This window comes from Olivibacter jilunii (assembly GCF_900607235.1).
In the GTDB taxonomy this organism is placed as follows: Bacteria; Bacteroidota; Bacteroidia; order Sphingobacteriales; family Sphingobacteriaceae; genus Olivibacter; species Olivibacter oleidegradans.
The window spans coordinates 453,932-477,348 of sequence record NZ_LR027852.1 but is presented as its reverse complement, the minus strand read 5'-3'; the positions used below and the strand labels follow the sequence as shown (position 1 = coordinate 477,348).

General features: G+C 42.2%; 19 protein-coding genes. 13 read left to right on the top strand and 6 right to left on the bottom strand.

Translation table 11 applies throughout. From position 1 onward, the window contains the following. Positions 1-17: 17 nt before the first annotated feature. Complete coding sequence (locus tag E0E36_RS18095; RefSeq protein WP_130857185.1) at positions 18-2,363, top strand: TonB-dependent receptor; 2,346 nt, start codon at positions 18-20, stop codon at positions 2,361-2,363. Between the two features lie 48 nt (positions 2,364-2,411). Here E0E36_RS18095 and E0E36_RS18090 read toward each other — a convergent pair whose 3' ends face one another. The 6 genes from E0E36_RS18090 to E0E36_RS18065 form a co-directional block, all read right to left on the bottom strand. After that, positions 2,412-2,609, bottom strand: coding sequence for a hypothetical protein (locus E0E36_RS18090; RefSeq protein ID WP_013665944.1), 198 nt, complete (start codon positions 2,607-2,609; stop codon positions 2,412-2,414). Between the two features lie 76 nt (positions 2,610-2,685). Next, positions 2,686-3,816 (bottom strand): MBL fold metallo-hydrolase, encoded by a 1,131-nt coding sequence (locus E0E36_RS18085; protein ID WP_130857184.1) that lies wholly within the window; start codon positions 3,814-3,816, stop codon positions 2,686-2,688. 111 nt (positions 3,817-3,927) lie between these two features. Further along, on the bottom strand, positions 3,928-5,124 hold the full coding sequence (locus E0E36_RS18080) for an MFS transporter (RefSeq protein WP_130857183.1): 1,197 nt from the start codon (positions 5,122-5,124) through the stop codon (positions 3,928-3,930). Between the two features lie 81 nt (positions 5,125-5,205). Then, a complete protein-coding gene (locus E0E36_RS18075; protein ID WP_013665941.1) occupies positions 5,206-6,123 on the bottom strand; it encodes a helix-turn-helix domain-containing protein in 918 nt (305 codons plus the stop codon). Positions 6,124-6,494: 371 nt separating this feature from the next. Next, positions 6,495-8,696, bottom strand: coding sequence for a transferrin receptor-like dimerization domain-containing protein (locus E0E36_RS18070; protein WP_130857182.1), 2,202 nt, complete (start codon positions 8,694-8,696; stop codon positions 6,495-6,497). Positions 8,697-8,720: 24 nt separating this feature from the next. After that, on the bottom strand, positions 8,721-9,311 hold the full coding sequence (locus tag E0E36_RS18065; RefSeq protein ID WP_207303781.1) for a TlpA family protein disulfide reductase: 591 nt from the start codon (positions 9,309-9,311) through the stop codon (positions 8,721-8,723). Positions 9,312-9,546: 235 nt separating this feature from the next. Here E0E36_RS18065 and E0E36_RS18060 point away from each other — a divergent pair, with 235 nt between their 5' ends. The 12 genes from E0E36_RS18060 (at position 9,547) to E0E36_RS18005 (ending at position 23,415) form a co-directional block, all read left to right on the top strand. Beyond that, on the top strand, positions 9,547-9,813 hold the full coding sequence (locus E0E36_RS18060; protein WP_130857181.1) for a hypothetical protein: 267 nt from the start codon (positions 9,547-9,549) through the stop codon (positions 9,811-9,813). A gap of 50 nt (positions 9,814-9,863) precedes the next feature. Further along, positions 9,864-10,871 (top strand): ABC transporter transmembrane domain-containing protein, encoded by a 1,008-nt coding sequence (locus E0E36_RS18055; protein WP_130857180.1) that lies wholly within the window; start codon positions 9,864-9,866, stop codon positions 10,869-10,871. Further along, the gene (locus tag E0E36_RS18050; RefSeq protein ID WP_130857179.1) at positions 10,861-12,216 is read left to right on the top strand and encodes an HlyD family secretion protein; all 1,356 of its coding nucleotides are present in this window, start codon (positions 10,861-10,863) and stop codon (positions 12,214-12,216) included. The genes E0E36_RS18055 and E0E36_RS18050 overlap by 11 nt, the downstream gene beginning before the upstream one ends. A gap of 6 nt (positions 12,217-12,222) precedes the next feature. Next, on the top strand, positions 12,223-13,665 hold the full coding sequence (locus E0E36_RS18045) for a TolC family protein (RefSeq protein ID WP_130857178.1): 1,443 nt from the start codon (positions 12,223-12,225) through the stop codon (positions 13,663-13,665). Between the two features lie 156 nt (positions 13,666-13,821). Then, the gene (locus E0E36_RS18040; RefSeq protein WP_130857177.1) at positions 13,822-14,436 is read left to right on the top strand and encodes an NAD(P)H-dependent oxidoreductase; all 615 of its coding nucleotides are present in this window, start codon (positions 13,822-13,824) and stop codon (positions 14,434-14,436) included. 41 nt (positions 14,437-14,477) lie between these two features. Then, positions 14,478-14,765 carry a putative quinol monooxygenase gene (locus E0E36_RS18035; RefSeq protein WP_130857176.1) on the top strand — a complete coding sequence of 96 codons (288 nt, stop codon included), beginning with the start codon at positions 14,478-14,480 and terminating at the stop codon, positions 14,763-14,765. Between the two features lie 2 nt (positions 14,766-14,767). Next, on the top strand, positions 14,768-15,751 hold the full coding sequence (locus E0E36_RS18030; RefSeq protein ID WP_130857175.1) for an aldo/keto reductase: 984 nt from the start codon (positions 14,768-14,770) through the stop codon (positions 15,749-15,751). Between the two features lie 51 nt (positions 15,752-15,802). Then, positions 15,803-16,318, top strand: a complete 516-nt coding sequence (locus tag E0E36_RS18025; RefSeq protein WP_130857174.1) for a PPC domain-containing DNA-binding protein — start codon at positions 15,803-15,805, stop codon at positions 16,316-16,318. Between the two features lie 62 nt (positions 16,319-16,380). Continuing rightward, positions 16,381-17,028 carry an O-methyltransferase gene (locus tag E0E36_RS18020; protein WP_130857173.1) on the top strand — a complete coding sequence of 216 codons (648 nt, stop codon included), beginning with the start codon at positions 16,381-16,383 and terminating at the stop codon, positions 17,026-17,028. A 496-nt stretch (positions 17,029-17,524) separates the two neighbouring features. Further along, entirely contained in the window at positions 17,525-20,704 is a 3,180-nt protein-coding gene (locus E0E36_RS18015) for a SusC/RagA family TonB-linked outer membrane protein (protein WP_130857172.1), read from the top strand. A gap of 10 nt (positions 20,705-20,714) precedes the next feature. Then, complete coding sequence (locus E0E36_RS18010; protein ID WP_130857171.1) at positions 20,715-22,271, top strand: RagB/SusD family nutrient uptake outer membrane protein; 1,557 nt, start codon at positions 20,715-20,717, stop codon at positions 22,269-22,271. 34 nt (positions 22,272-22,305) lie between these two features. Further along, a complete protein-coding gene (locus tag E0E36_RS18005; protein WP_242627298.1) occupies positions 22,306-23,415 on the top strand; it encodes a glycoside hydrolase family 43 protein in 1,110 nt (369 codons plus the stop codon). Positions 23,416-23,417: the final 2 nt, after the last annotated feature.

The following is a 23,417-nucleotide window of genomic DNA, read 5'->3' as shown; positions in this document are numbered from 1 at the left end:
TCTTACAAAAGACGTCAATGAAGCAACTTCTACTTTTCGCAAGCTTATGCCTACTTACTCTATCCCTCTCTTTTGCACAATCGCAAAAGGTCATATTAAAAGGATTAATTATTGATGATAAAGGTGCGCCGCTACAAGATGTAACCATTAAGGTCCTTGACAGCATTGGTGTTCGAAAAACCATCTTAAAAACGGATCAACGGGGCCAGTTTGTTACAAATACGCTACCAGAAGGAAATTACAAGCTGATAGCCAGCTACATAGGCTATAAAGAAACAACCAAAGAAGTCCAGCTCACAACGAACACCGCGACACAGATTGAGTTTATACTCAGTCAGGATATCGCCCTTAATGAGGTGGTTATTACCGCTGGCCGCAAGCCGGAGAGTATCGACGAAGTACCCTCATCTATTAGTATTCTCAATGCTCAAGAGGTTAAAGAACAAACCAACGTCAACCCCTCTATAGCTACTATTTTAGGAAATACGATTCCGGGACTAGGTACAGGAACAAACAAGGCCACCAATAGCGGACAAACCCTACGTGGTCGGCAGGTATTGGTGCTTATCGATGGGATTCCACAATCGACACCCTTGATGAATGGGGCCCGGGATATACGTACGCTTGACCCAGCTGTCATCGAACGTGTGGAAGTGATCAAGGGAGCAACTTCAATTTACGGCAATGGCTCCGGGGGAGGTATCATTAACTTCATTACCAAAACACCGGCAGTGGGAAAACGTTTTGGAGGAACGACCAGTATCGGAACGAGCGGAAATCTAGTGCACCCATCCAATACGATTGGCTATCGGATTTCACAGCTCTTCGAAGGCTCGATTGATAAATTCTCTTATGTTGTAAGTGGAACATACAATTACACCGGTGTATTAAAAGATGCTAAAGGCGAAGTGAACGCACAGGCTGACGGTCTTGGGGAAAATAATCTCTACAACACCTTTATTAAGCTTGCTTATAAGCCGAATGAGCATAGCGCCCTTACAGCATCCTACAATCTGTTTAGAAGTGTTCAGCACAGTGATTATGTCAATGTTGTTGGAAAATACCGTGAGAGGCCTTCCATTGGGGTCAAAGGAGATGATCCAGGTGAACCGGCGGGTACACCTTATAACCATAACGTTTTCCTTTCTTATCACCACGATGCATTGCCATACCGTACATCACTCGATATAACGGCTTATTATAATCGCTTCGTTTCCATGAATCGTTATGTTGAACAAGGAACCGCGTGGTACGGGCCCGGACAAACAAAAATTCAATCTTTTAAAAAGGGTTTGCGTTTAAACCTCAATACACCTTGGGCTATACATGACGACCTCCAAGCAGAGCTTACCTATGGGCTCGATCTGCTAAACGACCGAACAAATCAAATTCTAACCGATGGCCGTGTTTACATCCCGGATATGGACATGGTTAATCTGGCACCTTATGCACAGCTTAAGTTAGACCTATGGAATCATTTGGTGCTGAAAGGAGGTGTGCGTTACGAGAATGCCAATGTAAAAGTAAAGGATTTCAATACCATCGCGACAGGTCCTAATGGTGAGGGAAGCATAGCCGTATCGGGGGGTAAAATCCCGTATCACGCCACCATGTTCAATGTTGGTTTGCGCTATAACAAATACGATTTCTTAAATCCATTCATTAGCTTTTCGCAGGGCTTCGCCATCAATGAGTTGGGACGTATTCTACGTAGGGCTACGCAAAGTACGCTTGAAAGTATCGAGACGGATCCGATTATTACGAACAATTATGAGCTGGGTATCAGCAGTCGTTTCGATATTTTTCACCTTACGGCTGCTTACTATATTAGCACTTCCAAGTTTGGCGCGAACTTAGTTGATGTTGGCGGATACCTGGTACCGCAGCGTGAGCCGGAACGCGTATATGGTTATGAAGTAACAGCTGACGCTTTTCTTAGTCCGCAATGGACGGTTGGAGCAAGTTACTCCTTTGTAGAAGGCAAATCAGAGCAGGAAGACGGTACAAAAGTATATATGAATGGTATTCGCATCGCCCCGCCTAAAGCGACGGCTTATATTGCTTTCTGTCCTTCCTCTGAGTTCGATCTTAAGCTAAATTGGGTATATACGGGCGATAGAAATCGCTTTGAGCCACGCTCAAACGGGTTATATGCTAACAGTGAAGGACCGGTAGACGCTGTCAGCTTGCTTAATCTCTCTGCTTTATACCGAATCAACAACAAGTTTTCCCTAGGGATGGGCGTAGAGAATCTGTTAAACAGCTCCTACTATCCAGTGGTTAGCCAATATCGCGCAATTGATGCCGAATACGTTCGTGGAAACGGGGCCACCCTAACGATGAATCTCTCTTACAACTTTTAAAAGCAGCTTGTCTTTCAGTATAAGTAATCTTCGGTTTTTAAACGAAGGTTACTTATACTCACCGGATGTTCGATGTTTAAGTTCCCGTTCCATATCGTCTTTGAAACGCATTATTTTCTCTTTCCATGCCGGTGCCTTCTCTTTAATATCATCCACCATCGATCGGCCATTTGCATCTTTCTTCGTCGCATATTTATAGGCACCATAAGCGGCTGCGCCTAGTAGTATTGTTCTAAATAATCCCATTTTTCAGTGATTTTACTAATGTAACTACCTTTTAACAAACCGCCTACTGAAATGTTTCAGCGAAAATAAAATATGGTTATTTTACACCTTTCCACCATGCTGTAAAGGTCTGGGCAGGATCATCGAGGCGGACTACCTCCCCTATCATGGGCGTAATAAAAGGCAACTTCTCCGATGCAGCGAGTATGCTTATTCTTTTTAAGGGTTCGTCCCAGGCATGCAGAGAAAGCGCAAATTTTGATGAGTGTACCGGAAAAAGACGTTTGGTTCCTAAGTCTTTCGAAGCGTTTATAACTTCTTCCGGAAGCATATGAATCGCTTGCCAGGCGGGGTTGTATTGTCCATTGTCAAGAATCGCCAAATCAATCGGACCAAATTGCTTGCCTATCGTCGCAAAATGGGTATCATAACCGCTATCACCGCCCAAATAGATTTTTTTGGTTGGGGTTTCCAACAAAAATGAGAGCCAAAGTGTATTGTTTCTGCTGAAACTTCTACCTGCGAAATGGCGGGTAGGCAAGGTATGCAAGGTTGTTTGGGTATTAACGACAACCTTTTCATTCCAATCTTTTTCAATAATGTTATCGGCTTCATATCCCCAATGTTCAAAATGGGCACCTACCCCTAAACCACAAATTATCCGAGTCACCTTATCCTTCAACGCCACAATCGTTTCATAGTCAAGATGATCATAGTGATCGTGTGTAATCAAGAGATAGTCAACCGATGGCATATCCGCTGCGGTATAGATATCGGTTCCTTTAAAACTTCTATTCGATCCCGGAACGGGTGATGCATTCCCACAAAATACCGGATCCACCAAATAGCGTACGCCGTCTAGCTGTAATAAATAGGAAGAATGCCCAAACCAAACCAGAAGATTAGCATTCGGGTCCAGTTGCTGTAAGTTTGTTTTAACAGTAGGAAGTGGATCAGTCGGTCGGTTTCTCGGATCCTTACCGAAAAAGAACTTATAAAGTACACCGATAAAAGAGTATCCTTCGGTGATCGTTGGTGTAAAATGTAGATTCTGAAACTGTCCATCTCGGTAGTTGGGTGATTGCTTTATCCGCTCTAGTCGCTTACCCGAAGGTGCTTGACCAAATTTATCTTGTCGAATATAAAAAAAAACCGTAATCGCTAACAAAACGGCTACACTGAGAATAACGACCATCATATATTTTAATATCCTTAATAGCTTCTTCATTGCATGATTTTCTACTTGCAACCGGAGAGTACGCTGCATTTTTCCGACACTACTTCATCTAGATGGGCGGATAAAAAGCATGGCAAGATAGCAATTAATCTCTTTGAATGCTTAGTCTACCCCACTCATCCGAATCTTTTTCAATACTTGCAATAGTGAAAATGTCACAACGGCCATTGCAAAATAACAGATGGCAAGCGTACTTTGGCTACTCACTTTTACCAGACTAATCGTGCTATAGCTTAGCACCGAGGTTATGAGATAAGAACCTCCGCTGGTAATACCACTGGATATACCCGCGTTTTGCGGAAAACGTGTTAAACAAAAAGTGAAATAGACGTTGTACATAAAGCCCGCACAAACATGCATACTGAATACAAATAACATTAATACGTATAGGTTCGTAAACAACGTACCAACGAAAAACATCAATAGCGCAATCATGCATTCAGAAAAATTAGCGATTCGTAACTTCATTAGCAGCGGACGACTGGTTAATTGCTTAGCCAACATACCTCCTACAAAAAGGCCTAAACCGGAAATGAGCGCACAATAACCGGTTACCACCGATGATAAATGGAATTGTTCTTCGATAATAAAAGGAGCCGTCATACCAAAAATCAGGACCATCGAATAACTTGCTGCCAACACGAAGAGCCCTAGTGAAAACTCCTTCGTTCCCAACACCTTGCGATAACTTGCAATAATAGTAGGCATACGGAAGGCCTGGGCCTGACGCATTGCTTCCCCACAGAATATATATTCCAAGGTAAAAGAAAACAAAGCATAAACACCTAGGAAAATAAAATTAGATGTCCAACCCCAATAAGATTGCAGGTACCCACCCAAGAAGGGAGCTGTAATGGGGCCGAGCGACCAGACCACCGACAGCAACCCCATATAATGTTTGAGCTTTTCGCCGGTATAGATATCAACTAAAAAGGCACGCTTGGCCACCACGATCAGCGCGGTCAATATTCCCTGTAAAACGCGTATAGCATAAAGGAAGTAAAGATTATGCACATAAGCAATCGAAAAATTACTCAATGCAAATAACAATAAGGCGCCTAATATAATTCGATATCTTCCAAAACTATCAACTACACTCCCGGCCACAAACATGGTAATCCCGTAACTGATCAAAAAGCAAGAAAGCGTCAACTGAATACCTGCCGCGCTTGTTTGAAAAACCGATTGCATCTCTGGGAAAGATGGAATATAAACATCGGTTACAAGTCCTGATAGAGGAATTAAAATAAAGGTAGAAATCGTACTGATCTTCTCAAATTTGCTATTGTATAGCTTCATAATACCCTGTTTTTTAGCATTACAAAACTAGCGGACTATTCGCTATCGAAAAATAAGCAAATCAAATATTAGTTAATGAAATCAAATATCACTTAACAGCAGACTCCGATATTCTCTTGGACTTTTACCGGTTTTCCGTTTAAAGAAATTATTAAAATGCTGAGGATACTCAAAACCTAGGCTGAATGCGATTTCGGTAATACGCCAATGACTGTATTGTAACAAATCGAGCGCTTCTTGTAAGATTCGTTCTTGAATAAGATCGCTGGTAGTTTTACCAAAATAGGAACGCAAACTGTAGTTTAAGTGATTCACGTGAACCTGCAGCTGTAGTGCATAATCAGCCGGGCTTTTAAGAACCAGCGCATTATCGGGAGACTCGATAGGGAATTGCTTTTCCAGTAGATCACAAAATCGATTTACTAGGTCGCTATCCGGAATTCGCTTCTCTGACGCACCCCGTTCCATCCGTAATTTAACTGTCGTATAAGTAATCAATCGTAAAAAGTCTTCAATGATCTGCTTTTTGTAAACAAATTCACTATTATACTCCTTAAGCATCCATTCAAAATATTGAGATAGTAAATCGTATTGCTCTTCACTCAGAAAGATAAAGGAGTATACGTCATTTCGAAACAGGTTAAATAGATTAGACAGGGCCTTCCGCAATTCATTACCAATAAACAAATCGTTAAACAAGCAAACATAGCCTTTCTGAGCCGGGGATGTGTTTTCCCAACCAAATCTCACATTGGTATTAGAAAAGAAAATCGCCGGTTTATCAATGGAAATTGTGCCTTTATCAGTATGCAATATGGCGCTTCCCAGCGTTAAACAGATTTTGTAATAATCCTTGCGGGAAAAATGTAAGCTTGCATAACAATTGTTTCGTTTTAAGACATTGAAGTGGGCATTATTACCACCACCTTCTATCAAATCCGGCGGCATTTTTCTACACGTTCTTCTATAGTATTCCTGTAAAGTCTCCGCTTTCTCCATTGCATATAAGTTAATTAATTCAAAGATACAAAATTATGAATTTCGATTTAATCATTTTGCTCGACAATGGAACAAACGTATTCGAAAAAGGAAGGTACGACTGGATAGGTGGATAAGACAAAGTAGCGTTTTGACAGGGTCTTTCTTCGAGGTGAGTCCAGGGTGAGTCCAGGTTTTTAAGGAAAAACCTGGACTCACCCTGGAGACAACCTACTTGTTGAATGCTTACACAGCAAAGATGCTACGAATCTGGTCCAAAGATGATGTTATGCGGGTAATGGTAAAATTAAAAAACAATGAAGTCTTACAAAAGTAGTTTACAAGTGTAATAAAAATTGACTAGACATCCCTCTTTAATATCAATAGTTTCATTATATGAAAATACGATCAAGCGCGGTTTTAAGTTTTCGGATCGTACCGATCAGTAATTGTAGCTGCTCTTCAAACTCTTGATAATGCCCTTCTTCCAGGGCTTCTCGGATGCCGGGCAATGTTTTGACTCCATAACCGGTATAAAATCCCGGTGCATAAATACTATGCTTATACCATGGACGCCTAGGTAATCCCTTTTCCAGTAACAACGATTTCTCCGCTTGAAAAAGCTGCTTGTTTACCAATGCTAAAGCTTTTTTGTTTCCCTTAAATGTTTGCCGCCGCTCTTTAAGCGCTTGAATGGATTTGCTTAAGCTATCAACACCTTCTTGCAATCCCGCAAATGAAAAATTGGGTACTGATTTTTTTGGTATCGGTTGTACATAGGGCTCTTTCGGATCGGCTGCCAAGGCATATAAAGAATCTTTTATCAGTTGGTTTTCAACAGCATGGAACAGACGAAGATCCTCACCAAGCTTTTGCACCTCATTTGCGTACGTATTGATTGCTTCTTGCAGGCCATCAAAGCTAAAAGGTAAAATCTCAGCCTCGGATAATCGTAAAACAGCTCTACCGGCAACTTGTGCCAGCGCAAGCCCATAACTGAAATCGGGGTCTTTGAATCGGACATAATGATTATACGAATCATAAATACTATGATAATCCCCCCCTTCACTTTCTCCTCCAAAAGAAAAATTAAGACTAGGTATTCCTAAATGCTGTAAGAAGGCCGAATAATCAGAACCTGTTCCCAACGCTTGTAAAGCAAACTCTTTTTTTGCGAGCAACTTTTGCTTCTGCTGCGGAGAGGTCGCCGATATAACGGTGTTGGCCAATTTTCGATCGAGTATCGACTTACCTGTTAATGGATCCTGTACATCACCTGCTATGTCGGTTACCAAATCCTTTAATGCGTGTGATCCGCCGGCACTCAAAAAACCCCGCCCGTTTCCATCCGTATTAATATAGGTTACCGCCTTTTGTTTCAATTCTTTTGCATGATGTTCTACCCATTCGGTTGAGCCGAGCAGCGACTGTTCTTCTCCATCCCAAGCACAGTAAACCAAGGTTCGTTTCGGTTTGAAGCCGTTTTTAACCATGGTTCCAATTGCTTTTGCCTCCTCTAATAAAACGGATAGTCCCGCTACCGGATCATCGGCTCCATTGACCCAAGCATCATGATGATTTCCTCGAATAATCCACTCGTCAGGAAATTCATTGCCTTTGATCTTGGCGATTACATTATAAGCAGGCACAATATCCCAGTTTTGCTTAATTTTTAAATGCACTTTGCTCTGATTCCCACCGCCGATCCGATAAGTTATAGGAAGTGCACCTCGCCAAGCGTTTGGAGCTACCGGACCGTCGAGGACTTCCAATAAAGGCTTCGCATCGTGATAACTGATCGGTAACACCGGTATCTTTAAAATGGTAGCAGCTTCTTCTTTCGTCAAGCGCTTTGCATCCTTCGTTGCACCAATCCAGGGAGTTAAAGGATCCCCTGGATAAACCACCATATCCATTACCGAACCCCGTTGCACCATATACTCGTTCTTGAAAGGCCCTTCAGGATAAACCGCGCCTTGAAAATAGCCGTCCTCTTTCGGGTCGGAGTAAATAATGCAACCAACAGCACCGTGCTCATAAGCAATCTTGGGTTTTATTCCACGCCAGCTATTACCATATTTTGCTATCACGATTTTTCCTTTTACATCCACCCCTAATCGTTCCAGTTGTTCATAATCGGCTGGTAAGCCATAGTTGACAAAAACCAGCGGTGCGGTCACATCTCCATCCGCACCCCACGCATTATAGGTTGGCAGCTGCCCCTCTTGATGCGCTACTGGATCACCTTCTACCGGCATTTCTTTTAATATGGCTTGATAATGGCTTGGCGCCAATAGTTCAAGCTGTCGCTCAATCGGCGTAGGAAATAATACGTGATAAACTTCCAGTTGAGCATCCCATCCATATTGTTTAAACCAATTTAAAATTTCGTTGGCAACCTCTTTCCCTCTTGGGGAACCAAGATGATGGGGATACGCCGACAAATTCTTGATATTCCGTCCAATACTCTCTTTCTGCAAAAGAGCGTCAAAGCGATTTTCCAGTAGTTCTTCCTGTTGCGCTTTAAGTATGGTAAATCCGAAAGTAAGAGAAAGGATGAGAATAGGCAATACTTTGTTGAAGTGTACTTGCATAGCTGACTCGGTAACGGTTTCTGATTAATGTTGTTCTTTTGTTAAATTATCCACTGCCTGAACCAGTTGAGCAAACTCGGCCTCATCGTATAAACGTGTTAAAAACCGTATTTTTCCGGTACGATCAATAAGAACGTTACGGGTCACGCCTGCCTTTTTATCAGCAAATTGTTGAAAAATACCAGCTCCAGGATCTAGTGCTAAAGGATAGGTAATGTTCATATCCCGATGAAACTTTAGCACCGTTTCTAAGGGCTCGTCGCGATCCACGCCAATCAATACCACATCTTTATCCTTATAAGCTTGCCAAATATCGCGTTCGAGATAAGGCATTTCTTTTCGGCAAACAACACACCAGGAGGCCGTAAATTGCAAAAGAACAATTTTTCCCCGTAATTCTTTTAAAGAAGTCTTACTGCCGTCATGCAACACCAACTCAAAATTATCCGGTGCCTGATCTCCTACCTGAACAATATAGCCGCGATCAGCATCTTTAGTTTGAGATGTATCTTGTTCGCTCCTGGCAGCCACGTTAAATGTGAAGCCTATTAAAAACCCAATTAACGTCAATCGTATTGTTTTCATCCAGTTATTTTCTTTTACTAAATCAATCATAGGCAAATATATATAAAATCTACCATTTTTATAGATTACACACAAAACCTAAAGAAAATCGCTTTATTCATTAGAATACCATTAAAATTACATCACGTTAGTTGCGAAAGGTTAACAATTTGCTGACATCTTCGTATAATAGTGCCGCTAATTTTGTAACATGTTGCAACACCTTAGAAGTGCCTTTTTACGTTATACTATCGGATTCTTCTTAATTAGCTTATTTACGCTAAAAATGGCTGGGACCGTCACTGCGATTGTAAAAGATAAACATCTTTCAAACTTTAAGATTTGCAACGATTCAGAGAAGTCGGAAAAAGAAGAAAAGAAAGATCCTGAAAAACAGCAGAAAAAAAACGTTGAATTCTTTGCGAAGAACGATGAGTGCGATTCCCGAATCTTAAAAAAGAGAGACGGAAATGCAGAAGGTGCTCACCGCTTTGCTTACTGTATTCCGCATTTCGGTACGGTTCCATCCCCCCCTCCGGACCGCATCTATTAATGCCATTTCACAGAGAAAATCACCCTAACATTTTATTTTAATTACTTCTTATGAAAAAAAAACACGCAGGTTCGGCGCCAACGCCCTTGCAGCGGCTTGTCGGCATGCTGCATCCGGAACGTAAAACCATAAACTACATATTTTTATACGCTATTATCATCGGAATCTTTAGTCTTAGTATTCCGATAGGCATTACAGCCATTTTCAATTTGCTCAGTAATGGAGCCATGTACAGCTCTACCTATATTCTTATTACCGCAGTTATTGCAGGCGTTGTACTTGGAGGCACTTTACTCATAGGCCAATTGAGCTTGGTAGAATACCTTGAACAGAAAATCTTTCTAAAGTCGTCACTCGAGTTTGCATACCGTCTTCCACGAATCAAGCGCTCGGAACTGGATGGCGAGAATCTGCCTGAACTTGTAAATCGCTTTTTTGATGTCATCATTATTCAAAAAGGTATTATAAAATTACTGATCGATATTATGGCAGCTGTTGTTACCATTTTCTTTAGTGTTATACTTTTATCGTTCTACCATCCGGTCTTCTTAAGTTTCGGTCTCGTGGTAATAGTGGCGGTAGCGGTTGTTCTCGCTATCTACTACAAACGTGGACTTAACACGAGTATTGAAGAATCTGCTCACAAATATGAAACCGTCGCCTATTTGGAAGATGTGGCGAATCATATCGATGAATACCGAGGCAATCGGGAAATGATGAAAAAAGTAATTGCTGACACAGATTACATTACAAGCAAATACCTTGCTTCCCGGAATGAGCATTTCAAAGTGTTAAAACGCTTTTTTGCAGGCTCTGTATTAATCCGAACAATTCTTTTCGGTGCCATGCTATTACTCGGCTCTTATTTTGTAGTTGAACGGGAGATGACTTTCGGTCAGTTCGTAGCAGCAGAGGTTGTAATTGTCCAGATTGGCTATGCTGTAGAAAAGTTACTGACAAATCTGGATACCATTTTCGATATGTTAACGGGTAGTGTTAAGTTAGCCAGTGTAACAGACCTTGAATTGGAGGAGGAGGCCATTGATTATGGGAAATAAAGCACATAGTTTGTTGTCAACGATCAAATGGGAAGACCTTTCCGTCGCAGGTCGTGATCAATTGTTAAAAAAGCGAGGTGTGATGGCCCTAGGTAGGATATTGCTTTTTGCTGCCATCCTATTTATTGTAATTTTATTTTTACCTTGGCGGCAAACTATCCCCGGCCGCGGAACCGTCACTGCCTTAAAACCGGAAGAACGCCCACAAACCATTCAAAATCAAATAGGTGGCCGTATTGAACACTGGGCAGTACAAGATGGCGATGAAGTTCAGGCAGGCGACACTATTTTGGTGATTTCCGAAACAGCCCCCTCCTACTTTGATCCCGAATTGCCCCAACGGTTAAACGAGCAATTAACTGCAAAAAAGAGTAGCGAGCAGGCTGCCGATCAGAAAATGCTTGCAACAAAAGCCCAAATTGACGCGCTGACTGCCGGTTTACGTTATCAGCTGGAGGCCGCACGCAATAAGGTTGTACAAGCTAGAAACGTAGTAAAAATAGACAGTGCCGATCTGGTTGCGATGCAAAGCTTCTACGAAACCAGCAAGGCACGATTGCTGCGTTACGAGCAGGGATACAAAAACGGACTTTTTTCGCTTACTGATATTGAAACTCGCCGCTTAAATCTGCAAAATGACGAGGCAAAGGTAGTAAGTGCTCAAAATAAATTGACTAACGCACGGCAAACATTGATCAATGCAACTATTGATCTCGACAATATCCAAGCTAAGTACAATGAATCGTTAGCCAAAGCACAGTCCGATCTAGGTTCAGCGCTTTCCAGCAAAGCCTCGGCACAGGGGGACATCGCCAAGTTAAGAAATGAAATTGCCAATATTGAGGTACGTCGAGATCACTACGTTGTCAGGGCTCCCCAAAGTGGATATATCGTAAAGACACTGAAGGCCGGCATAGGTGAGAATATTAAAGAGGGCGAATCGATCGCTACGTTACAGCCCAAGGTAACGGTGATGGCTGTTGAATTGTATGTAGATGCCATGGATGTACCTTTGATTCTTAGTGAAAGCGATACACGTCTGCAATTTGAAGGCTGGCCGTCTGTACAGTTCTCGGGATGGCCTTCGGTAGCTGTTGGTACCTTTGCCGGTAAGGTAGCGGTCATCGACAAGGTTAGCAGTGCCGATGGCAAATACCGCTTACTCATAAAACCCACTACACCCGTTCCTGATAAGGACGAACCATGGCCGGAACAATTGCGTTTAGGCTCAGGAGCATTCGGACGTGTTATTTTAAATGCGGTACCACTCTGGTATGAAATATGGCGCCAACTTAACGGTTTCCCGCCGAGTTTAGAAAAAGAACCAAAAACCGAAGGAAAGTAGTGATTTATGACAAGTAAAAAGATATTCGTTTTACTGGCCATCTGCTTCGGATTGTCAATAAGCCGAGCACAGGAGAACAGGAGTGGTTCTGAACTGAAGGAATTTACATTGGAGGACTTAGAAGACCTTTTAATGGCTCATCATCCGGTAGTGAAACAAGCCAAACTCTTAAGTGAAACAGCAAAAGCCCAGGTTGCACAGGCGCGCGGAAAATTTGACCCGGCCTTGAAAGCGGCTTTCAATAACAAATATTTCGGTAATACCGATTATTATAATCACTGGAACAGCGAGCTGAAAATACCCTTATGGTTAGCAGGAGCTGATTTAAAACTAGCTTATGATCGGAACGTCGGAACCTATACGAATCCGGAAACTACCACGTCTACAGCGGGTTTGTCGGGGCTAGGCATCAGCATTCCCCTTGGTCAAGGCCTCATCATTGATAACAGACGCAGTACACTACAACAAGCCAAGGTAATGGTTGCCTACGCGGAAGCTGAACAGTTGAAACAAATAAATGCTATCTGGTTCACGGCCGTAAAAGATTATTGGGATTGGTATTATGCCTTTCGGCAGTATACACTACTGAAAGAGGGTGTCCAACTTGCTGAAGAGCGATTTAAAGCGATTAGTATGCAAACGCGTCTGGGCGACAAGCCGCCCATTGATTCTGTGGAAGCGGCCATTACTGTCCAGGAAAGAAAAATGCAATTGGCCAAATATGAAATCGCCTTAAAAAACAGTCGGTTGATTTTGTCTAACCACTTATGGAATGAATATGAGCAGCCAATGGAATTACCCGATAATGCAGTACCTACGACTATAGACAGCGTAAAGCTGTCACCATCCCCAACGATGCTCGGAAATCTATTAGAGCAAGCGAGTGATATACATCCTGAACTATCGAAACTTTGGAGCAAAGAGCAGCAACTACGCATCGAGGAACGCTATCGAAAAGAAATGTTGAAACCGAAATTAAACATTTCAGGTACGTTGATATCCAGTCGCAGAAACTTCAATGAATATATCCCGCACTATTATGACTTCAATTGGAGCAACTACAAGTTCGGACTTGAATTTGCCTTTCCCCTCTTCCTTCGCGCGGAACGAGGGAGACTGAAGGAAGTGAAGTTGAAACAAGAACAGCTACAATATGATTTGCTCATAACCGGTCGTAATATTAAAAACGACATTACTACTAAGTACAACGATCTTACTGCCTATAGCGCTCAACTTAAGTTACAAGTAGCGAGTATTGACAATCAGGAAGTGCTCTTATCCGGGGAATTACAAAAATTCGATCTGGGCGAAAGCACGCTGTTCATTATTAATAGTCGGGAGAGTAAACTGATTGACATGAAAATAAAAAAAGAGGATCTGATTACAACCTATAATAAGGCATTGGCTGAATTGTATTATAAAGCAGGTGCGAGGCTTTTAGCCAATTAAGTTTATTCGTTACTACTTAAACGTGATCGCTAATAAAGATCGCTTACAATAAAACCATCGAATATCATCATTTTTATTATAGGTAAACAAAACTTATATTATTTTTATAATGAATAATTGAACCCTACTTTTGTGCTGTTAATAAAGAAAGCGAACATGAAAAAAATATTCATCATTAATGCAGCACAACATTTTGGCCACTCCGGTGGACGTTTTAATAACACCCTTGCGTCAGAAACCGTCGAATTTTTCCGTAATCGTGGCGCAGAGGTACAACTTACCAACATCGCAGATGGCTATAATCTTCAAGAAGAAGTGGATAAATATGTATGGGCAGATCTTGTTGTTTATCACACGCCGATTTGGTGGTTCCAGGTACCTTTCGGATTTAAGAGATATATAGATGAAGTCTTCACTCAAGGGCATCAGCGTGGAATCTACCGCAGTGATGGTCGTAAGGCAGACAATCCCCAAATCAATTATGGTACAGGTGGAACGCTTCATGGCAGAAAGTACATGCTAACTACCAGCTGGAATGCACCGGAAACGGCGTTTACACTTCCTAACGAATTCTTTAAACAACATAGTGTCGACGATGGCCCACTCTTTGGTTTTCATCGTATGAATGCTTTCACCGGTATGGAGCCTCTAAAAAGTTTTCATTTTCATGACGTGGAAAAGAATGCACAAATTGATCGCGACATGGCGCGCTATCGCTCTCATCTTCAGGACGTGTTTGGATCAGCTACGTGCGAGTTAAAGGCTTCCTAATTTTATTAATTTGACAGATCATTAAAAAACTATTTATCCCAATGAAAATTCATTTAATAGCTATTATCAGAAGCAAGCCTGCACATATAGATGAGGTAAAAAAACAATTGCAAACCATGGTTGTCCGTACACGTGAGGAAAAAGCTTGCCTTCAATATGATTTACATCAAGATCTTGAAGATCCATCGCAGTTTATTTTTTATGAAATCTGGCAAGATGAAAGCGGCTTGGATTTGCACAACGAGCAGCCTTATATTCAGGACTTTCAACTGCTGGCAGAAAAAGCGCTTCAAGAGACACCACTCATTTATAAAACAAAATTAATATAAGAATGGAATATCGTAAATTAGGAAATACCGATTTAAAATTACCCGTTATAACACATGGTGCCTTCGCTATTGGTGGAAATATGTGGGGTGGGAATGATAAGCAAGACTCAATCAGTTCGATTTTAGCATCACTTGATCATGGTGTAAGCGCTATTGATACCGCCCCTTTTTACGGCTTTGGTTTGAGCGAAGAATTAGTAGGAGAAGCGATCAAGGGACGAGACCGTACAAGCATTCAACTGTTAAGCAAATTTGGTTTGGTATGGGATGGTAGCAATAAGGGAAAAGGTGTCTTCTTTTTCGATGCAGAGGAAAGCGGGAAAAAAATTCCGGTTTACAGATACGCTGGAAAAGAGAATATTATTAAAGAAGTTGAAGAAAGTTTAAAAAGGTTGGCTACCGATTACATTGACCTTCTCCAGCTACATTGGCCAGATCAAACGACGCCCATCGAAGAAACAATGGAAACCTTGGAAATATTGATAAAACAAGGCAAAATCCGTGCAGCTGGCGTAAGTAACTACAACACTGCGCAATTAAAGGAAGCGTCAGAAACCTTATTACCTGCCAGTAACCAGGTTTCGTATAGTATGCTGAATCGCGAAATTGAAGAAGAATTAGTTCCCTATACGCTTGCAAACAACATCGGCATCATCGCTTACAGTCCGATGGAACGAGGATTACTAAGTGGCAAGTATTTTCGTGGTGGTAAGCTAAAAGAAAATGATCATCGACAGGGTTACTTTACGCAATTCAATTTAGACAAGGTTCAGGATTTAATTCAAACACTTGAGCCTATTGCAATTGATAAACAAGTGACCCTATCTCAGCTGGTTTTACGGTGGACTAGTTTGCAACCAGGTATTACCGCAGTATTGGCCGGTGCTCGCAATGCACAACAAGCAAAGGAAAATGCGCAATCTGCACAAGTCAGTTTATCTGCAGAAGATTTAGAAACGATAAACAAAGCGCTGGAAAAATTGTAGCAATAATAATCAGCTGCTCCAAAGTCAGACAGCTGATTAAAATTTTTAGCTATGAATACCATTAAATTACTCATCATACTTCCGCTGATTGGCTGCTTAACCATTATCAGCAATCGATTACCGGCACAAGAAAAAGATTCCACTATAAGGTACACCAGGGTATCCAATGGTTATTTAATGGTATTACGCCAAGGAGACGAGATCATCCCCCAGCTTGAGCATTTTGCGCTTGCTGAACAAATTCCTTCCGCCAATTTTACCGGTATGGGCTTCGTCAATGTGACTTTTGGTTTTTTCGATTCAGCCAAAAAGAAGTTTAATCCGAAGCACTTTAAAGATGTCGAATTGGCCAGCATGCATGGAAGCATAGCTTGGCAAGATGATAAACCTAGCATACACTTACATGGTGTAGTAGCCGGGAAAGATTTTGTGGCTTATGGCGGACACATCCTTGATGGTACCGTGGGTACAGGGTCCTTAGAAATCATGATCATTCCACACGATAAAGTATTGGAACGGGTATTTGAGAAAGATTTAGGAGCAAATGTGCTTCATTTAAAACGCTGAACAGACTTATATTATAACAAATAGTACTTTCAGCTGTTTATCATAGGACTAATACCCATATTATGAAAACGATCGTCCTATTTAAAACGATGCTGCTTTATATCTTGTTATTCAGTTTGTTCACGAAAGCGAATGCACAAACCACAAAGCAAGAAGAACTAGATAAGCAAGTACAGCAATTTCTAAAAAAGAAACAGCAGCAATGGCATAATCTAAACGTACCGTATGAAGACGGCCAAATATTGCATGATCTCATTATAAAAAACAATTATCAGTCTGCCTTGGAAATCGGTACGTCCACAGGGCATTCTACTATTTGGATTGCATGGGCGCTTAGCAAAACCGGCGGTAAACTGACAACGATCGAGCTAAATAAGGAACGCCAAAAGGAAGCCATCGAAAACCTAAAGACAGTAGGCCTATCTCATATCGTTGATTTTAAACTTGGTAATGCCCATCAACTTGTCAAGGAGTTGAAAGGCCCCTTTGACTTTGTTTTCTCCGATGCCGACAAAGATTGGTACATTCAGTATTTTAAGGATATAGATCCTAAACTTAAAAAAGGAGGAACCTTTACGGCCCATAATGTACTTCAAGATATGTCCGGTATCAGTGAATACTTAGATTTTCTCGAAAAGCAACCCGGTTATGAAACAACTATCGACAAAACGAGCAGCTCGGGTATTGCTGTCAGTCGCAAAAAACAATAAACAGTCCATAAAAAAACTCCCGGAGACCAAACCGGGAGTATAACCAATATAAACCAACAACCAACCTCGCGTACTAAATGAAGCTAGGACAACTCACATGTACTACGATATGGAAGTAACCTTTATCAGAATCAGCAACAATCCAAGAATAACAATATCGATCTAAACTCTCTAGACGGAATGCCATATTATGCGCTTTCATCAATTTCCTTCAAGTGAATGAGCACAAATTTACCGTAGTACATCAAACGTTATGATGTCATAATCGCAAAAAAAACAACAAATATGTTTAAACCGACCGCCACATCATAAGTCGTGTTGCCTATAGACATTATTGCTAACATTTTCAACATTCTTACTACCCCTATAAATCATTCCAGACTTAGCTTTGACATAAGTGACTTTATATCGGGTGAATGATTTATCGAAACGATCCCAACCGTCCTTAAGCAAATCAAAACCACAAAAACCATATAATAAACTAAAATTCACGCAGATGAAGAAACACATTGTACAAATAGTGCATTATACCGTCGCAGTTTATGCGCTTGGTATTGGGTTGCCGGTAAAAACAATTGCCTCGATAACAGGGGAAGCAATGACCGTTAGCTCGACGTCGAGTCAATTTTTATCCTCAGCTGCGACCGTAGCGCAATCCGTCCAAAAAACAATCACAGGAAAGGTAAGTGATGAAAACGGACAAGCGCTTGCCGGTGTTAGTGTTACACTGAAAGGAACTAACAACAGTACAAGCACCGATCAAAATGGATCTTTCAGTATCAGCGCATCCAATGATCAGGCCGTTTTGATATTTAGCTATGTAGGTTTTTTAACTCAGGAGGTGCAGATAGCAGGAAAAACAAGTCTAGAGGTTGTACTAACGAGTGACTCACAGGCCTTAAGTGAAGTTGTCGTGGTTGGTTACGGTACCCAACGGCGATCAAGCATTACCGGTGCGGTATCTTCTGTAAGTGCCAAAACACTCACCGAGTTACCGGTAGCCAGCACAGACCAGGCTTTACAAGGACGGGTTGCCGGTTTAACGGTCACCAATAATGGTTCGCCCGGAACCTCTCCTATTGTTGCGATAAGAGGTATTAGTTCAATTAGTTTTGCTTCCGATCCACTTTACGTAGTGGATGGTTTTCCCACTGCTATCTCCAACATCGACGCCCGGGATATCGAATCAGTTGACGTCCTTAAGGACGCTAGTTCCGCTGCAATATATGGTTCTCGTGCAACCAATGGTGTGGTGATGATTACAACCAAAAAAGGCGCAGCACGCGATCGATTACAGGTAAACTTCGACTCGTATTTCGGTATACAAAGTCCCAATAAAAAATTCAACTTATTAAATACCGCACAGTATTTACAATATGAACGGGCGTTGAACGGAGCCGATGCACCACTTCCCCCCCGTTTGGAACCCGAAAATTTTAATCAACCAATCTATGATGGCGCTACACAAACTTTTGCGCAAACAAATACGGATTGGCAGGATGCTTATTTCCGCAACAATCAACCGCTTCAGCAGTATAACCTTTCACTGAATGGTGGGAATGAGCAGTCGCATTTCTACACAGGTGCGGGTTATTTCGATCAACAGGGTATTGCGGAAGGCCTCTATTATAAACGGCTTAATTATCGGCTTAATTCCGAACATGTGATCAGCAAGTTTTTCTCTTTTGGTGAGAACTTCTATGTGAGTCAATCCAAGCAACGTTTTGATGTACCTGCCGGCAATCGTACACCCATCGTGAATATGATCCGTATGCAACCGTACCTACCGGTGTATAATCCCCACAATCTCGGCGGTTTCATGGGCCCCCAAAACAGCTTCGATGCATCCGATCCGATCAATCCCGTAGAAATAGCCAATCTGGTTGAAAACATCAACAATACCACTCGTATCCTGGGAACGGCTTATATAAGATTGACGCTCACACCTTGGTTGAAATTTACGTCTACTTATGGCGTGGATCATTCTAACATTGCTATACAAAATTACACCCCTATACATAACGACGGAGGTACCTCCATTGTCAATATCGCTACGATTGAAAATCAACGACAATTATATACTACGCATCTCTTCACTCAACAGCTGAGTTTCGACAAATCTTTCAATAACCATAACCTAGGTGCTACTCTTGTTTACGAAAGCCAAGGACAACGTTATCGCAACGAAACGGCCAGCGGCAACCAAAGCACCAATCTCGTCAAAACACTTAACGGAGCTACCAATGTTACGGCAAATAGTTTATACGAAACCAATTTGATCCGCTCTATGTTGGCCCGCGTAACTTACGACTATGATGGAAGATACCTATTCACCGCTTCCATCCGACGGGATGGACTATCTGTTTTCGCTCCCGGCAACAAATATGAAAACTTCCCGGCCGTTTCCGCCGGCTGGAAGGTAGATCGCGAATCCTTCATGGAGAACACACCTTGGATTTCCGAATTTAAAGTGCGCGGAGGTTATGGTATCACCGGCATCAACGGCGTCTTACTCGGCAATTACCCTTACTTACAACCTATTCAACGCAATCAGGCTACTTATCCGTTCAATGGAACCATTGTAAATGGCAATGGATCATTCTATAACGGTTTGAGTAATCCGGATTTAGCTTGGGAAAAAACAAAACAAACCAATATTGGCTTAGATTTAGGTTTCTTAGACAACAAAATCACCTTAGTAGCCGAGTATTTTAAACGGAAAACGGACAACCTGATTCTGACCGTGCCCACCCCCACTAGCTTTGGTTTTAACGGTACAGGCACCTTAGCAAATGTAGCGGCCATGCAAAATCAAGGATTTGAATTTCAATTGGGATACCATAAAACCAGCGGTGATTTCACCTGGAATATAACCGGCTTAATGAGCATCATCCGTAATAAAGTTCTACGGCTAAATAGCGAAAATGCGTCGATCACAGCAGGTGGGGATGCCGACTTTGGAGGGGGTGGTCCGCTTACCAATACCGTTGTTGGCCAGCCTGTCCAATCATTTTACGGATATATTGTAGACGGTATCTTTCAAAACGAAGCAGAAATTGAAGCACATGCCAGGCAGAATGGGGCGGCACCTGGCGACCTGAAGTTCAGAGATTTAGACGGCAATGGCGTTATCAATGATGGAGACCGAACCTTTATTGGCAGCTTTATGCCTAAATTCAGTTATTCATTGAATTTTTCGGCCAACTATAAACAATTTGATCTTGCCTTATTTTTTCAAGGTGTACAAGGCAACGACATTTTTAATGCCGCCCGCATTATTCGTGAAGGTATGCCGCGACTTTTCAACGCAGATCAATCGGTCTTGAACGCTTGGACTCCGCAAAACACCAACACTTCCATTCCGCGTGCCGTAAACGGAGATCCTAATCAAAACGTACGGCCTTCTACCCGCTGGATTGAAGATGGATCTTATTTGCGATTAAAGAATATTATGCTTGGTTACACTGCACCTGAACAATGGATAAAAGGACTCGGTTGGACAAGCATCAGCCAACTTCGTTTTTACGTATCCGCCCAAAACCTGTTCACGATAACAGACTATACCGGCTTGGATCCGGAAATCGGTTCCAAAAACGGCACGCTGACCAACGGTGTCGACTATGGACAATATCCAAGTCCGCGCTCATTTCAATTAGGCATTCAGGCATCATTTTAATTATAATCCGATGAAGACGAAAAAACGAATCATACAATTCCTTGCAATTTCAATAGGGTTCAGTTTATATGCGTGTAAAAAAGACGCATTGAACACTAACAATGAAAATGTGGTATCAACCGATCAATACTTTAAAACAGCCGGCGAGTTGCAAGCAGGCACCAATGCGATCTATGCCACCGTAAGAGGTATCAATTTGGTTGCCCGCGAATGGTATTTTCTTCATGATCTACGTAGTGATGACGTTGCTGCCGGCGGCAGTCAACTTGAAGTTCCCAGAGCGCAGATACTAAACGGAAACGTCGACCCCACCAATAGTGTGATGAATGCTGTTTGGAATGGACTTTATACCGTTATTCATCGAGCCAATACCGTTATTGAAAACGGACCTAATGTAAGCGATGATCCGGCAATGCGCGATCGCTGTTTAGCAGAAGCTAAATTTTTACGCGCCTGGGCCTATTTTGAACTAGTATCGAAGTGGGGGGCTGTGCCTATGTACACCGAAACCGTTAAGTTGCCTTCGGATTATCAACCACGAGCGGAAGTTGGCGCCGTGTATCAATTTATCGTGCAGGACCTACAAGAGGCTGCGAATATATTACCAGGTAAATCCGGTACAGAAAACGGCAGAATAACCCATGCAGCAGCCAATGCCTTACTCGGACGCGTGCTGATGCAACAGGGCGACTATACCGGTGCTAAAGAAGCTCTTCTCAAAATTCCAACTGCCGGTGCAGATGGTTATCGTTTAACCGATCGTTATCTAGATAATTTTGAAGAGGAAACGGAATTTAACAGTGAATCGATTTTCGAAATTGTTTATGTCGATAAAGGCGACAATGATTTTAATTGGAGTACTGATGACACACCAAATGCGGCTCAATCAACCATACGGAATCAAGAGTATAACCCCGTTGCGTGGCGCAACTTAATTCCTTCGAACAAGCTGTTAAATGAATTTGAAAATGCGGAAACTGGTGCCGAAAAAACGGATCCGCGATTCTCTTACAGCTTCTATCAAACAGGTGATCGATATAATAACGGAGCCGATATACTTACCGATGCCGATCAAAACAACAATTCGTCCATTGTAAACGGCGTCCGGAAAAAGGTTAGCTTTCGAAAGTTCATGATTATCTACAAGGAAAGTAAAAGCAGAGCTAGTTATCATCCGGGCGGCAATAACCAGCGAATTATTCGCTACGCCGAAGTATTGATCAATTTAGCAGAATGCGAAGCAGAACTGGGCAACTTGACTGCAGCAGTGAGCTATTTAAATCAAGTGCGCGCCAGAGCAAGTGTTGCAATGCCTCCCTACCCTACCGCTCAATTCCCGGTCGCTACCAAGGAGGATGTAATCAAAGCCATTATACACGAAAAGTCCGTTGAAGTATCAAACGAATCGTTACGCAATATCGATATCTTACGTTGGCGGCCAAAGGGATACTTTAGTGTCGAGCCCATCACTTATTTCCGTCCAGGCAGAGATGAGTTATTGCCCATCCCTCAAGCCGAGCTTGACAACAACCCACAAATCAGTGGAAATCAAAACCCAGGTTACTAATATCCGTTTAAACAAAAATAAGAAATCAATAAATATGAGAAAAAAGATGTCCGTTTGGCTACTAGCCGTTCCATTTATCTATGCTTGCTCCGGAAATCATCAACAACAGCAATCACAACAAAGCGACGAAGCAGAACAGAAGAAGCAAAGCTTCTTATCCCCACCGTTGATTCATTCTATTTACACGGCCGATCCATCTGCCCATGTTTTTGATGGTAAAATTTATATTTATCCTTCACATGATATTGATGCGGGAACGACTGAAAATGATAATGGAGACCACTTTGCCATGCGTGATTATCATATCTTATCGATGGATAGTATCAATGGATCGGTAACCGATCATGGTGTTGCCCTATCGGTTGAAGATATTCCCTGGGCAAAGCGACAGCTGTGGGCTCCGGATGCCGCTTATAAAGACGGCACCTATTACCTATATTTCCCCGCAAAGGATAAAGAAGATATTTTCCGGATCGGTGTAGCAACAGCCATCAAGCCGACGGGCCCTTTCAAAGCTTTCAAAGAACCGATAGCAGGAAGTTGTAGTATCGATCCAGCCGTATTTGTAGACGATGACGGCACCGCCTATATGTACTTTGGCGGTATTTGGGGAGGACAACTGCAGCGTTGGGAAACCGGCACCTACCAAGCAAACGGCTCATTGACCGACTTAAAGCAGGATGATGCACCCGCTATTAGCTGCCGCGTAGCAAAACTGAAATCAAATATGACAGAATTTGACGGCCCCGTTGGGAAAGCAATGCTTATCGACAGTGCCGGGAAGCCTATTTTAGGAGGCGATCATGATCGACGTTTCTTCGAAGGTGCCTGGATGCATAAATATAAAGGTCGATATTACTTCACTTATTCTACCGGCGACACCCATTTTTTAGCCTATGCGATAGGCGATTCTCCTATGGGCCCTTTTACTTATGCCGGTCATTTTATGAAGCCTGTTCAAGGTTGGACGACGCACCACTCCATTATAGAATTCAAAGGAAAATGGTATATATTTTATCATGACACGGAGTTGTCGGGAAAAACACATTTACGGAATATAAAAGTAACGGAGCTTAAGCACAATCCAGACGGAACATTGGGAATGATCGATCCATTTAAAGCCAATACAGCCCTGAATCAATAAAA